General features: G+C 39.1%; 12 protein-coding genes. 3 read left to right on the forward strand and 9 right to left on the reverse strand.

Annotated features, from left to right (window positions below):
• Window positions 1-3: 3 nt before the first annotated feature.
• The 4 genes from hcaB to hcaE are packed head-to-tail and all read right to left on the reverse strand — an operon-like array spanning window position 4 to window position 3117.
• A complete protein-coding gene (gene hcaB / locus E0H77_RS11560) occupies window positions 4-819 on the reverse strand; it encodes a 3-phenylpropionate-dihydrodiol/cinnamic acid-dihydrodiol dehydrogenase (RefSeq protein ID WP_131378139.1) in 816 nt (271 codons plus the stop codon).
• Window positions 819-1148 (reverse strand): 3-phenylpropionate/cinnamic acid dioxygenase ferredoxin subunit, encoded by a 330-nt coding sequence (hcaC, locus tag E0H77_RS11565; RefSeq protein WP_131378141.1) that lies wholly within the window; start codon window positions 1146-1148, stop codon window positions 819-821. The genes hcaB and hcaC overlap by 1 nt, the downstream gene beginning before the upstream one ends.
• Window positions 1148-1708 carry a 3-phenylpropionate/cinnamic acid dioxygenase subunit beta gene (gene hcaF / locus E0H77_RS11570; protein WP_131378143.1) on the reverse strand — a complete coding sequence of 187 codons (561 nt, stop codon included), beginning with the start codon at window positions 1706-1708 and terminating at the stop codon, window positions 1148-1150. The genes hcaC and hcaF overlap by 1 nt, the downstream gene beginning before the upstream one ends.
• Entirely contained in the window at window positions 1705-3117 is a 1413-nt protein-coding gene (hcaE, locus tag E0H77_RS11575) for a 3-phenylpropionate/cinnamic acid dioxygenase subunit alpha (protein WP_131378145.1), read from the reverse strand. The genes hcaF and hcaE overlap by 4 nt, the downstream gene beginning before the upstream one ends.
• A 266-nt stretch (window positions 3118-3383) precedes the next feature.
• Between hcaE and hcaR the strand changes: the two genes are divergently transcribed.
• Window positions 3384-4283 (forward strand): DNA-binding transcriptional regulator HcaR, encoded by a 900-nt coding sequence (gene hcaR / locus E0H77_RS11580; protein WP_131378147.1) that lies wholly within the window; start codon window positions 3384-3386, stop codon window positions 4281-4283.
• Window positions 4284-4701: 418 nt separating this feature from the next.
• Here hcaR and E0H77_RS11585 read toward each other — a convergent pair whose 3' ends face one another.
• The 4 genes from E0H77_RS11585 to mhpD form a co-directional block, all read right to left on the reverse strand.
• Complete coding sequence (locus E0H77_RS11585; protein ID WP_131378149.1) at window positions 4702-6012, reverse strand: OprD family outer membrane porin; 1311 nt, start codon at window positions 6010-6012, stop codon at window positions 4702-4704.
• A 395-nt stretch (window positions 6013-6407) separates the two neighbouring features.
• Window positions 6408-7433, reverse strand: a complete 1026-nt coding sequence (dmpG, locus tag E0H77_RS11590) for a 4-hydroxy-2-oxovalerate aldolase (protein ID WP_131378151.1) — start codon at window positions 7431-7433, stop codon at window positions 6408-6410.
• Window positions 7434-7445: 12 nt separating this feature from the next.
• Complete coding sequence (locus E0H77_RS11595) at window positions 7446-8342, reverse strand: acetaldehyde dehydrogenase (acetylating) (RefSeq protein WP_131378153.1); 897 nt, start codon at window positions 8340-8342, stop codon at window positions 7446-7448.
• Window positions 8343-8366: 24 nt separating this feature from the next.
• The gene (gene mhpD / locus E0H77_RS11600; RefSeq protein WP_131378155.1) at window positions 8367-9164 is read right to left on the reverse strand and encodes a 2-keto-4-pentenoate hydratase; all 798 of its coding nucleotides are present in this window, start codon (window positions 9162-9164) and stop codon (window positions 8367-8369) included.
• Between the two features lie 672 nt (window positions 9165-9836).
• On the opposite strand from mhpD, the gene E0H77_RS11605 reads away from it, so the two are divergent.
• Window positions 9837-11471, forward strand: coding sequence for a bifunctional 3-(3-hydroxy-phenyl)propionate/3-hydroxycinnamic acid hydroxylase (locus E0H77_RS11605; protein WP_171478344.1), 1635 nt, complete (start codon window positions 9837-9839; stop codon window positions 11469-11471).
• 186 nt (window positions 11472-11657) lie between these two features.
• Here the strand turns inward: E0H77_RS11605 and E0H77_RS11610 are convergent, their stop codons facing one another.
• A complete protein-coding gene (locus E0H77_RS11610) occupies window positions 11658-12551 on the reverse strand; it encodes a LysR substrate-binding domain-containing protein (protein ID WP_131378157.1) in 894 nt (297 codons plus the stop codon).
• Window positions 12552-13040: 489 nt separating this feature from the next.
• Between E0H77_RS11610 and mhpT the strand changes: the two genes are divergently transcribed.
• Window positions 13041-14258 carry a 3-(3-hydroxy-phenyl)propionate transporter MhpT gene (gene mhpT, locus E0H77_RS11615; protein ID WP_131378159.1) on the forward strand — a complete coding sequence of 406 codons (1218 nt, stop codon included), beginning with the start codon at window positions 13041-13043 and terminating at the stop codon, window positions 14256-14258.
• The last annotated feature ends 59 nt before the right edge of the window (window positions 14259-14317 follow it).

Below are 14317 nucleotides of genomic sequence, written 5' to 3' on the forward strand. Positions count from 1 at the left end.
GGATTAAACGTCAAAGAAGCCTGCATTGGGCTGACGTAAACCACGAATACCTAGACCACAGTCGGCATTAATAAATACGCCAGATAATGGACGGTTATTTTGTCGAGAAGCTAACAGAACATAAGAACCTGTCATATCTTCTGCTTCAGGTAAGAATTTGAGTGGCATACCTTGACCAATCCGCTCAGGATCACGCGCATCGAGCAGTCCAAGATTTTCCTGTCCCAATGATGCTGCACCTTTGACATTCACATTCATGCCCGAAGGCGCGACGGCATTGACACGGATTTTAGGTGCCAGTTCATACGCCAATTCACGCACCAAGCCAACGCCAGCATGCTTTGATGCAGTGTAAATTGGCCCACCACCTGATGAATAAAATGCAGAATTTGATAAGGTGAAAATCATGGAGCCTTCGGTTTTTAACAATTCATTCAGTGCTGCTTTGGCACCGAGCAAATAACCTTTGGTGTTAATACTCATGATTTCATCAAATGCCAGTTCCAGCTGCTCGCCTGACATATTGATAACATCGGCATAGTGATCCCAGATTCCAGCATTACCAATAAAGCAGTCGAGTTTACCAAAACGTGCCACGGTAGCTTCAACAGCACGAACATTATCGGCATATCGAGCAACGTCACCTGTAACCGCGACAATACGATCACCAAAGCGAGCGATCAGTTCATCAACTTTGGACTGAGAGCGTTGCAACACAGCAACCTGTGCGCCTTCATTTAAAAAACGTTCTACCAGTGCCAACCCAAGCCCCGAACCGCCGCCTGTAATCAGTACGACTTCTCCTTGCAACCAGCCCATTATGCCACTCCTGAGAGTTCGACAAATAAAGCACCATCTTCAACGACGACAGGAAAAGTCTGAATCGGGTCAGTCGCTGGCACACATTGTGGTACGCCAGTTTTTAAACAGAAACGAGATGAATGTAACGGGCACTCAACAGTACCATCGTCTTCCAGATAGCCTTCTGACATTGAGGCATTGCCATGGCTACACTTGTCATTCATCGCAAAAAACTCGCCATTAAAATTGAAGACAGCAAGTGCAGCAATATCGCCTACACTGCAGTCCACTTTTAATGCTTCACCTTCATCAAGTTCGTCAACCTGACAAACGAATATCTTATTCATTAGAAAAACACCGTAATGTTGTGGGATGTTAAAGTTGCCTGATCGAGCGTGATGTCACGTTTAGCAATGCTCCAGCCTAAACTGCTCTCTTCATTTTTACGGATTAAATCAACCCGTTTCCCCACATAAATCAATACGTCTTTTTCTTTTTGCGAGCGATAAAGCAAATAGTTGCTATATACCAGATATTCATCTGCTTGCTCAGTTGGCTCTACCCGAATATTGGTAATGAGATGACGGGTACGTGATGGAGGCTCTTCCGACCATGACATGCCAGTTTCTAACTTTGCAATACGAAGCTCTAACACAGGTTTATCGTCGTGATAAATCCAGGTTGAAGGCGGTGCAATACTTTTACGACGGTCACGGGTCTGGGCATTCGTCGTTGTTTTGAGTGTGTAGAGCATGTCTTCACTCAAAATATCTAGCCAGTCACGAAACTTCCAGTCATCTAACAATTGTGCTTCGGCATATAAAAACTGGCTAATATCATGGTAAAGCTCTAGCCCGATAGAACGCCATACTGGTTGTGGTTTTAACACGTCAACGACCTGATTCATTTCGCAAGCTCCGTTTCATCTGCTATAGCGACAGCCGAATCATCTTTTGCCAAAAGGCTTTGCTCATACGCTACTGTAGCTTTTTCTACATCTTCCCATTTTTCATGCATCAGTAAGTTTGCCCAGTGGCGATACATACTGCGTGCAGCCGTTTCCGAGAAAATATGGTTGGTAATACCAGGCACGTCATCGCGCAGCTTTTCATTGCCCAGACCCATTTCCATAATCAGTTTGCTATTACGCGCTTTATAGCCACGAAGAACTTTCTGGATTTCAATCCAGTTTTCGCCATCATCTGCTTCAGCAAAACCTGCAGGACCAAATGCACGACAAGCATTCAGCTCCATCGCTTCTTTAATATGTTGTGGTGCAGCCTTGTCAGTGATACAAAATGCCCAAACTTCAGTTTTGTCTGGACCGCGTGGATGCCAGATCCGCATGGTGGTCATACCATTCAGCCAAGACAAGGTCGGGAACATGGTGTTATGTCCCGCAAGACGTAATGCACGAATTTCACCAAGACGCTCTTTAGCTTCTTCATAAGTTTCACGGAAATAATCAGCAACCTGACCATCTACCCAGAAGTTAGCATCTGGTTTTTCAGTTAAGAAAAAGCCTGAACCATGCCCACGTTGACCATATTGCACACAGTTTTTAACGGTTTCCCATACTGGGCGTGCTGTTTGTGCGGCACCAAGTGCTTTTGAAGCATCATCATCAGGTTTACCACCCAAGACCTGTACTGCAGAAGCATGTGAATACGGTGCATGATATTGGTCTGAAGCAAACTGTTCTGCTGCAAATTTCCAGTTACAGTTAATTTCCCATTTATGGATTCCACCAATAACTTCTGAACCACCTTCGCGACGATCAATCAACGCATCAAGATACCAAGCGATATCCCCCATATAACTGCGTAGATCAGGCGTATCCTCTGCCCAGCAACCAAAAATTAAACCTTTATAGATTTCAACACGATTGACTTCAACAAGACCCCATTTTCCTTTGCATGAACCTTGTGGAAAAGCAACATTTTCTAATGGAATATCTTTCAAAGAACCGTCAACACCATAAGACCAGCCATGGTATGGGCAAGTGAATGCACGGGTATTCCCACAGTCTGCATAACTCACGCGCATAGAACGGTGACGGCACTGGTTCAAAAATGCCTTAACTGAACCATCTTTTTGACGGACGACAATAATCGGGTCTTCACCCATATAAGTATTAAAAAAGTCACCAGCCTTCGGAATCTGGCTTTCATGACAAAGAAATAGCCAACAACGCCCAAAAATACGCTCTAATTCAAGTTGATATAATTCAGGGTCAGTGTAAATAGAGGGTGAAATACGTCCATTTTGTGCATCGACTAAGGCATCGATTTCACGCACATCAATTTTTCCACTCATGATCATCGCTCTCCTGCTGCCGCCATCAAATCAAAAGATGGTGGAATCTGTTGGCGTTGATAATGATTTTTTAATACATATAAGTGAAATATTTTATAAGTTTTATTTTAGATATTTTATGAATAATTCTTTATTCTTTTTTATACTAAATTATAGCCAACTTTTTTAATACACTTTTTACCACTGAAATGGATTTTTGCTTGGTTTAGGTATTTATGCCAACAGATTGACTGAAATAAACGAGCATTTTTAGGATTATTGCCATTATGGAATTACGTCATCTTCGCTATTTTATTATGGTTGCAGAAGAGCTGAACTTTAGTAAAGCTGCACTCAAGTTATATACAGCTCAACCTTCTTTAAGCCAGCAAATTAAAGACCTCGAAGAGTATGTCGGGGTAAAACTGCTGCATAGAACCAAGCGTAAAGTAGAATTAACAGAAGAAGGGAAAGTCTTTTTAGAACGGGCAAAAATTACTCTGGCCGAGGCAGACAAGGCTGTCACCATGGCTCGACAAGTCGCCAAATCAAAAAAACATCTCCTCACGATTGGCTTTGTGCCTGTTGCAGAAATGAAAGTATTTCCTTATGTTTTACCGAACCTTAGAGTACAAAATCCTGATTTAAAAATTGAATTATTGAGCATGAATAATACCAACCAAATCGATGCGCTCAAGAAAGGAGAATTAGACGTTGCTTTTATACGAGAGAATCTGAATAACGATGAAATTCAAAGTCAGTTTGTGTTGCGTGAACCCCTGATCTTTCTATTGCATAAAGATCATCCTTTAACCAAGTATGATCGTATTCCTGTGAAAGCATTGAATGGTATTGATTTTATTATTCCTGCTGTTGAACAATCTGCAGTTCTCCACCATACGATTTTAGAATTCGCACAAGCGCATAATATTAAATTTAATATTGTACAAAAAGCAGATAATATTCTCTTTAATATTAATTCAATTGGCATGGGGCTGGGCTGTGCAATTTTACCTGCTTATATTGAGCCATTGACGGTCAATAACACCGTAATTCGCCCCTTAGAAGTTGAATTACCTTATCTTGATTTATTTGTAAGTTATCGAAAACAATCCGAATCTTTAGGAATTAAGAAGCTTATTGAGCTACTCAATAAAGTTTTTTACTTAAATATTAATCGAGACTAAAGTTGATAGTTATCAATTTTAGCTAGTATTTTCATTATATTTATAGACCTAAGTATAAGAAAAAGGATGTACCTCATCCTTTTTCTTTTTTTACAAAATAGGCTTCTTTTATTAAGGGTTATACCCTTTTTATTTTTTCCATGAGCAAAATTAAAAATATCGGTCAATCAAGCACCAGAGAAATACTATAAGCTGACAAAAGAAACCTCTTAAATTTAGACTTTATATGTGATCAAAATATTAAATTTCTTGCATCAGTCCTTTTTTATTTCTCCCTATGGGAGAAAAATAAAGAGGGTGTAGGCAAGTATGAAAGAAATCTATTAAATAAGAGTAAATAAAAATAATAAAAAAGCGATGGCCGAGCAGCCATCGCTGGTGGGGTAACTGTAAAAAAGCATTACAGTTACCTTAAAAATTAGAACTTATACGTATAAGTGGTTGCAATTCGGTTTTCTTTTAAGCTACTGATCTGTCCTTGTACATTATGCCAATCCACATCAATATACATCCATTCGAAACCTAGACCTTTAAATTTACCTTCAGGCACAACGTAGTTTAAAATGAAGTTAAACTCATCTTCTGTTCCTCGACCTGATTTCACACCCTTACTTTCATAATGTGAATCTATATTCCAGCCACCCCAATATTTGGCAGTCGCTTTTAAGCCATTGATTCCCCAGCCAGCAAAATTATAACTATAAGTCATCCCGAATGATTGTTCGTCTTTACGAACAAAACTTGCGACACCCCAGTTATCTAAATACGGCTGTGGTACCCAACCCGCTAATGTTGGGAAATATGGCGCACCAGTTGCAGCACTTGGATTAGACCCTTGTTTACCAAACATTTGTTGATAGCCCAAACTAATCGTCTGATTCTTATAGGTAAATGCCGTTCCTAAAGATAAAGCTTGGTTGTCAATTTTTCCATACAAAGCATCACCTGATTGGCGATTATCAAAAAAACGGATATGGGTGTCTAATTTAGCATCCTTGTTTAAGTTTTCTTTATAACTTAAGCCCAAATAGTTTTGTTGATAGATATTATCGACATCTGCATAAAAATAAGAACCTTGCACATTTTGGTTAAATTTATAATCAACCCCAGCAATATACATTCCGTTGACTTTGCTATCTTTAGACAGGTTTTTCGGCCATAAACCCAAATCCATCGGCTGGTTTTCATAACGCGCATTTATGCTTTTGATGTAACCCAAAGTAACTTTGGTGTTTTTAATATCTTTCGATTCTAACCAAGCACCATTATAAGTCGTTAAAAGTTGTCTAGACGGGTCATAAACCAATACAGGCGTGACAGGAAGTAACTCACCTACACGAATTTCGGTCTGCGCAACTTGCGCTTTTAATGTCACACCAATATGACCAAACTCACGAGCCTGTTTCCCTGTTCCTGGCTTGCCTTCATAAGGTAAAACCCAGTCTGGATTACGATCTCGTCCATCTAAACGTACTGCATATTGGGCTAAAAGATCAGCGCCAACTTTCACCATACCTAAATCAGCATAGCCTGATTTTGTATCTAGAGTCACACCCTGCGACCAACTACCCCAGTTTTTACTTGATGCAGTATCATATTGTCGATCTAAATAGAAATTCTTCAATTTGAGCTGAGTTTGACTATCTTCAAAAAAATCAGCAAACGTATGAGTGCTAGTGATTCCAACACTTGTACCGACAAAAGCCATCCATAAAGCATAACAACGCATTGTCTACTTCCTAATCGAACAATGTAATGAGCGGGCTATAATGTAGAACATGTCAAAGATCGAATATCAGACAACAGTAGTAAACTTTGCCTTGATTTCATTCTAGACAATTAGACAATTTATGCTTTTATATTTAGAAAATATAAATCAACAATGACACTCAGTAGATATTTATTTTCATTAAAAATAAATTATTGTTTTATATTAATTTTTATTTAACAAGAATAAAAATTAATCTTATTTAATTGATTTTTTATTTCAACATAAAAATAGCTACTCCAAGATTTTGTTTTTATTAATAGCTAAAACCTTTCATATTATTGTTAATAAGTATCTTTTTATAAAAAAAGCACCCTAAAAAGGATGCTTCTTTTGAATCGTTTACACCATCAGTTTTAAACTGAAGTAGCGAATGCTTTCGCCTTAGACATGGTCAATGCCAAGTCTTCGATCATATCTTCCTGACCACCGACCGTGCCACGACGTCCTAACTCAAGCAGGATTTCACGTGCAGATACGCCATATTTGGCTTCGGCACGTTTAGCAAACAGCAAGAACGATGAATACACACCTGCATAGCCCAAAGTTGCTGCATCACGGTCAGCACGAATCGGGTGAGTCATCATTGGAATAATAATGTCTTCGGCAATATCCTGAACCTTAAACAGATCTACACCTGTTTCCAGTCCCATACGATTAGCCACTGCAACAAACAGTTCCAGTGGAGTATTACCAGCACCTGCACCTAAACCGGCAGATGCCAAGTCCACACGTACTGCACCTGCATTCACCGCAGTAATCGAGTTCGCCACACCCATACCTAAGTTATGGTGACCATGGAAACCGATTTCTATTTCTGCTGGCAGGTTGGCACGCAAGATACCCACACGATCCGTTACATCTTGTGGCAACAAATAACCCGCAGAGTCAGTGACATAAATACAGTTGGCACCATAAGACACCATTTTCTGTGCTTCTTCGAGCAATTTCTCTGGAGAGGCCATGTGTGCCATCATCAGGAAGCCTACGGTATCCATACCCAGTTTACGCGCAGCCGTAATATGCTGTTCAGAGACATCGGCTTCGGTTGAATGCGTTGCAACGCGAATGGTTGCAACACCGACATCATGTGCCATTTTGAGATGGTCGACCGTTCCAATACCAGGTAGTAATAGTGCAGAGACTTTGGCTTGTTTCAGATGTGGAATCACTGCTTTGAGATATTCTTCATCGCTGGCTGCTGCAAAGCCATAGTTGACCGAGTTACCGCCTAAGCCGTCACCATGGGTCACTTCAATTAAAGGCACACCTGCATCATCTAGTGCAGTTGCAATTTTCACCATTTGCTCTGGTGTGGTTTGATGGCGCATTGGATGCATACCATCACGTAAAGTCATATCATTAATAATAATCTTAGACATGTGGTCATCCTTTTAAGCTTCGGCTGTTTCGAGTAAACGTTCTGCAAACATTTCTGCGGTACGCGCAGCAGCAGCAGTCATAATGTCAAGGTTACCCGCATATTTGGGTAGGAAGTCGCCCAGCCCCTCAACTTCAAGGAACATGGATACGCGATTGCCATCAAAGACCGGACCGTTCACCAGTGTGTAACCCGGGACATATTTTTGAACTTCTTTGATCATGGCATGCACAGATTGTGTAATCGCGGCCTGATCGGGTTCACCTTCCACTAAACAGTGCACGGTATCACGCATCATCAATGGTGGCTCTGCAGGGTTAATGATAATGATCGCTTTGCCTTGTTTGGCACCACCGACCTCTTCAATTGCGCCTGCTGTGGTACGGGTAAATTCATCGATATTTTTACGGGTACCAGGGCCGACCGATCGGGTCGATACTGTGGCAATAATTTCGCCATATGCAACAGGTTGAACACGTGAAATTGCAGCCACCATCGGAATCGTCGCTTGCCCACCACAGGTCACCATGTTGACGTTTGGCAATTCACCTGCTTCAAGCAAGGTTTCCAGATTCACAGGTGGGACACAGAAAGGCCCAATCGCAGCAGGCGTCAAGTCAATCATCTGGACACCCAGTTCATTTAACTTACGGCTGTTTTCAGCATGTACATATGCAGAGGTTGCATCAAAAGCGATTTTGATATCATCAGCAATTACGTGTGGCAACAAACCATCCACACCTTCAGCGGTGGTTTTTAAACCCAATTTTTCTGCACGTGCCAAACCTTCAGAGGTTGGGTCAATTCCGACCATCCAGACGGGTTCTAAAAATTTGCTACGTTGAAGTTTGTAAAGCAAGTCAGTCCCAATATTCCCTGGCCCAATCAATGCACATTTAATCTTTTTCATGAACAACTTCCCTAAAGAACTAGATTATTCAGCAGCAAAAGCAGCTGTTACTGAACCAAAACCTTCGATTTCAACGTGAAATTCATCACCTGGATTCGCGACCACCATCGGCCCAAGCGCACCCGTTAAAATAATATCGCCGGCAAGAAGTGGACGACCACGACGCACCATTTCATCTGCCAGCCAAACAGCGGCATTTAATGGGTTAGAAAGACAAGCTTTGCCAACACCTTGAGAAACCACTTCATTGCCGCGGGTCATGGTCATTTTGCAATTTACAAGATCCAGCTGATCCAGTTTGACTGGACGTGAACCTAAAACATAAGCAGCTGAAGAGGCATTATCTGCAACAGTATCAATCAACGAGATTTTCCAGTTTTCGATACGGCTATCCACCACTTCGATTGCAGGCAACGCATATTCGGTTGCGCCAATAATGTCTGCATAGGTGTGTTCTTTTTGGGTTAAATCCTGATTAATGATTAACGCAATTTCAGCTTCAACTTTAGGTTGGATCAATAAACCTGCAGGAATGGCTTCACCATCACCATAAGCCATATCGGCAAACAACATACCAAAATCGGGTTGGTCAACGCCCAGTTGAGTTTGAACAACCTTAGACGTCAATCCAATTTTACGACCCACCAAACGGCGGCCTTCAGATAATGCATGTTGTGTATTCACTTCCTGAACAGCATAGGCGATATCGACATCAGCACTTTCTCCGCCAAGTTCAGAACGAATGGGAGCGATTGCAGTTCGAGAGAATTCAGCAGTACGTAAAGCTTGTGCAACTAATTCAACAACACCAGAATTCGACATTAATTTTTCCTTAAACTACGAAATGTAATTTTCTTATTACAAACAATGAGTGAATCATTGAGTGAGATCTGAAAATTTCCACAGTAGCCAAATGAATGAATGCTTACAGCGATACGGTATCTGGCTATCTATAAAAACGTGTATTTAAATAAACATATTTAGAATCAAGAAAATGCTATTTTTATTCCAATAGTTATTTTGTTTTTTATAATAGTTAGAAATGATATATGTTATTTTTAGTGGCTCTTTCATAAAAAAAAGACTTAAAAATCATTGAACTAATTAATTTCAATAGTCGTAGTACAGAGCTAATATTTCAAATATTGCTAATTTCTACGACTAATAGCTAATAAAAAATTGTCTTCGGTTAGGATAATGAATTAATAAAATAATATTAAGATATTGTTTTTATTAAATAAGTTAAAATTTATAGCCATTTTTACTTCATTATTAGAATCTAAAAAAATTTAAAATAGATGAAATTTAAATTGAATGTCGATAGAAAAAAATGATCGTCAAATCAAAAAAATATACTCATTAATTTCTATAAAATACTTGTTTTTCAGTTGTTTATAGTTTTTATGTTGTTCTCAGTCTGCTTTATTGAGCCGATATAACGACTATCGACTAGGTTGTACAGATTTCAGTATTGGCGGTTAATTGAATAAATGAATGAATGTCAATGGAATGGATTTCGCTGTGAGTACTAAGCAAATTGATTACAATGCCCAAGTGGCAATTTTAGGTGCAGGTCCTGTTGGCTTAACAATCGCTAATTATTTAAGCAAGCAAGGCATTTCCGTCGTTGTGGTAGAAAAGCTGGATAGCTTGATTGATTACCCTCGTGCAATTGGTATTGATGATGAAGCTTTACGCACAATTCAGTCGCTTGGCTTAATTAATAAAGTTTTACCACATACAACACCAAACCATGCCATGCGCTTTTTAACGCCAAAAGGTCATTGTTTTGCAGATATTCAACCGATGACGCGCGAATTCGGTTGGCCTCGTCGAAATGCATTTATCCAGCCTCAAGTGGATAATGTCCTACTCGAAAGCTTACAACAGTATAAAACTGCAACAGTTCTTTTCTCGCGTGATTTAACTCAATTTAGTCAAGATGCAAATGGCGTGACACTCAATATTGAAACCGCAGATCAAAAATCTGAGGTGGTTCATGCGCAATACTTGGTTGCTTGCGATGGTGGTAACTCGATTGTCCGACGTACATTAAATATTGGTTTTGATGGAAAAACAGCACCAAATCAATGGATTGTAGTTGATATTGAAAATGATCCACTAGCAACACCGCATATTTATTTATGCTGTGATCCTGTTCGCCCATATGTTTCGGCAGCCCTACCGCACGGTATACGTCGTTTTGAATTTATGGTCATGCCAGGTGAAACTCAAGAAGAACTGAGCAAACCTGAAAATATCAACAAACTTCTCTCTAAAGTGCTTCCAAACACGAACAATATTGAAGTCATTCGTCAACGCGTATACACGCATAATGCACGTATCGCCGATAAATTTCGTGTTGACCGCATTTTACTGGCAGGTGATGCTGCGCATATTATGCCAGTATGGCAAGGTCAGGGATACAATAGCGGTATGCGTGACGCCTTTAATCTTGCGTGGAAACTGGCTTTGGTTGTTCAAGGTAAATCAGGTGCTGCCTTACTGGATTCGTATCAGGTTGAACGCAAAGACCATGCTAAAGCCATGATTGATCTATCTGTGATGGCAGGTCATGTACTTGCTCCACCAAAAGTATGGCAAGGCTTTGTCCGAGACAGTATTGCTTATGCTCTTAATTACATTAAGCCAATTAAACAATACTTATTAGAAATGCGTTTTAAACCAATGCCGCAATATAAAGATGGCGCATTGGTAACAGACGGCAATAAAAAATCACCGATCGGTAAGATGTTTATACAACCTCAGGTGAAACTCGAATCAGGTGAAACGGCGTTACTCGATGACGTCATTGACAATGATTTTGCAATCATTGCATGGGGCGTTGATCCTAAATGGGGAATTAATGATGCAACCATGAAAAAATGGAAATCATTAGGTGTGAAATTTATTCAGGTTCTCCCTGCAGTTCAGATTGATAATCCTCAGCGTAAAAAACTTGATGGGGTGATTACAATTGGTGATCTTGATGTCGATATACGCAGTTGGTTTGGTAAAACTTCTCAATCAATCGTGATCTTGCGCCCAGACCGTTTTGTGGCAGCACTTGCTATTCCACAAACGCTCAATAGCATCAGTAATGAGTTATTTGCAAAACTATATTCATAATCATGCCTTTCATAAAAAAGGTCGCCTCATGAGCGACCTTTTTTATTTGCCTTTAATGAAAATTGCTTAAAATTTATAACATCAATCTACATCAATCTACATCAATCTACTTTCATGATTGTTGAGTTCCCTTTGGAAAGTCTCCCGATGTAGAAAGAAATTCAACTGATGAAAGAAGCCTATTATCTATATAAGATTAATATAAAAGTATTCTTTTAAGATCTTTAAAATCAAATCAATCGTTTCATTTTTTTGATTTTTTCGGTAGTTCACATACAAATCAATCATGGGTAAAGACTCAATCGTACTTTTGACGACCACTTTGTCGCCAAGTAAGGGAGTGACATACAATGGTACTAGACTCCAGCCAACGCCCATACCCACCAAGTTCACATTCAATAAAATATTATTCGAATACTGAACAATATTAGGTGTAATTTTTTCTTGTTTAAAAAAATTCTGAATAATTTTGTATAGCTGCGGTGAAGCAATCTCATCACTGACAATAAAATCTTGCTGGTTAAAACTTTTAATACTGATTTGTTTTAACTTGGCGGTCGGTGAATCTTTAGGAACAATTAATGCCAGAGGTTCTTGAAAGATGTGAAATGACTCAAACTCCTTTGTTTCATCAGTATACCGTGTAAAAGCAATGTCAATTTCACCTTTTTTCAGCGCTTTAAATTGATCTGCATCGGTTAAACTTTGAAAATTAATATTTAAATTTGGAAAGTGTGCACGAATATTCGGCATGATATAGGGAAATACTTTCATCTCTGCGACAGGGACAAAACCTATATTTAAGTGATCGTGATTTAATTTGGATACTTGGCGAGCATCATGTATGGCTTTTTCAGAGTGCTCCAAGCAAAGTAACGCCTCTTTTAAAAATGCTTTCCCTTCTTCTGTAAGTTCTACCTTACGGTTAGAGCGTAAGAGAAGCTGTACACCGACTTCTTGTTCTAAGTCCCTGATTTGCTGACTGAGTGAAGGTTGTACTGTACACATTTTTTGTGCTGCTTTAGTAAAATTTAATTCTTCAGCAACAGCAACAAAATACCGTAAATGACGTAATTCCATAACTTAATTGATCTTCCCTAGATGCCTTAATCATACCTATCAAAAATTCATACTTGCAAAAAAACTTACATTTTTATACCCAGTCTGAATCAACATTGTTTATCCCCTTTTTTGTTATAGAAAGAAACAAAAAAGAAGTCTAATAAAACCATCCCATAATGAGATTATATTTTTACGATGACAAAGGTATGAATCAAAAAAAAACGTCATATTATATGATTATTTTGGACTTATTGGTTTGCAATGATCTATTTTTACTATCGCTTAATCAAAAATAACTATTTATAAATAAATAATTGAAATATATATAAATTCACAACATTTGTATTAAAAATATTTTATTTATAAACCTAAAACAAGCCTGCTTTATTATTTAATCGTGATTATACCCGACTATTGTCTTGATATTTATTCGTGATGATTAAACAGAGAATAAGAAGCCGAATCGTGGGTTTAAAACGATTTGTATATTATTGATGGAGATCAATCATGGCACAAATACAAACAGGGAAAGTACAGAAAATTTTAACGATTTTTTTGTGTTTTTTGGTCGCATTCTTTGAAGGTTATGATCTTCAAGCTCCAGGTATTGCGGCTAAAGGAATTGCCACAACTTTTGGTTTAGGCAAAGTCGAAATGGGATACGTATTTAGTTTAGGCGTATCTGGAATGTTATTTGGCGCATTCTTTGGCGGACGGCTTGCTGATTATTTAGGACAAAAGAAAGTCCTGATGCTTTCTATCGCAGTTTTTGGCATTTTTATGGTTGTAACCGCATTAGCGCCAAACATTGAAGTTTTATATATAGCACGATTCTTTACAGGCTTAGGCTTAGGGGCTGCAATGCCTGCCATGATTTCAGGTGTAGGTGATGAAGCCACTGAAAAAAATCGGGGCAAGTTAAATAGCCTGATGTATTGTGGTTTGCCCGTAGGTGCAAGTTTTGTCGCAGTTCTGGCGATATTTTTACCAGAGGTTAAATGGCAAACATTGTTTTTGATTGGTGGGATAAGCCCCTTATTTTTGATTCCTTTCATGTCTTTTGTTCTTAAAGACAAGCCTAAATTCGTCGCAGACGCGCAGACTTTTACGGTTATGCCAAGCACACTGAAAGTTTTGTTTAAAAACAAGCAATATAGAAATACCATTCCACTTTGGATCAGTTTTTTCTTTACCCTAATGATCAATTACATTTTAATTAGTTGGTTACCTAACTTATTGATGGAACAAGGTTTAGAAAAACAACAGGCCTTTATGGTCATGCTCGTCTTCCAAATCGGTGCAATTGTGGGCACTTTAGCTTTTGGTTTTTTACTGGATCGCCTAAAACTTTGGCAATTAACCACCATTATCTATAGCGGTTTGTTTATTGCATTGAGTCTACTGTTCACGACAACGTCTATTCCAGTGTTAATCGTTGCAGGCATTATGGGCGGAATTTTCTCTACAGGTGGTCAATCCATTCTTTACGGTATTTCCCCTATTTTCTATTCAGGTATGGGGAAAGTCACTGGAGTCGGAAGTGCAATTTCTCTAGGTCGCTTGGGTGCCATGACAGGCCCACTATTAACAGGGAAAATTTTGGCATTAGGTTTAGGAACAACAGGTATTTTGATGGCGAGCTTGCCTACGGTAGTCATTTCGGCTGTTGCTGTAGCATCACTCTCAAACTTTAAATCTGCCCAAAACCAAAAGAAGCCAAGTTGATTGTAATTTTAATTTCCTTAGCAATATGAATTGTTCTATCTAGATAAATGTTGAATAGT

It is taken from the genome of Acinetobacter brisouioides, assembly GCF_004331075.1.
In the GTDB taxonomy this organism is placed as follows: Bacteria; Pseudomonadota; Gammaproteobacteria; order Pseudomonadales; family Moraxellaceae; genus Acinetobacter.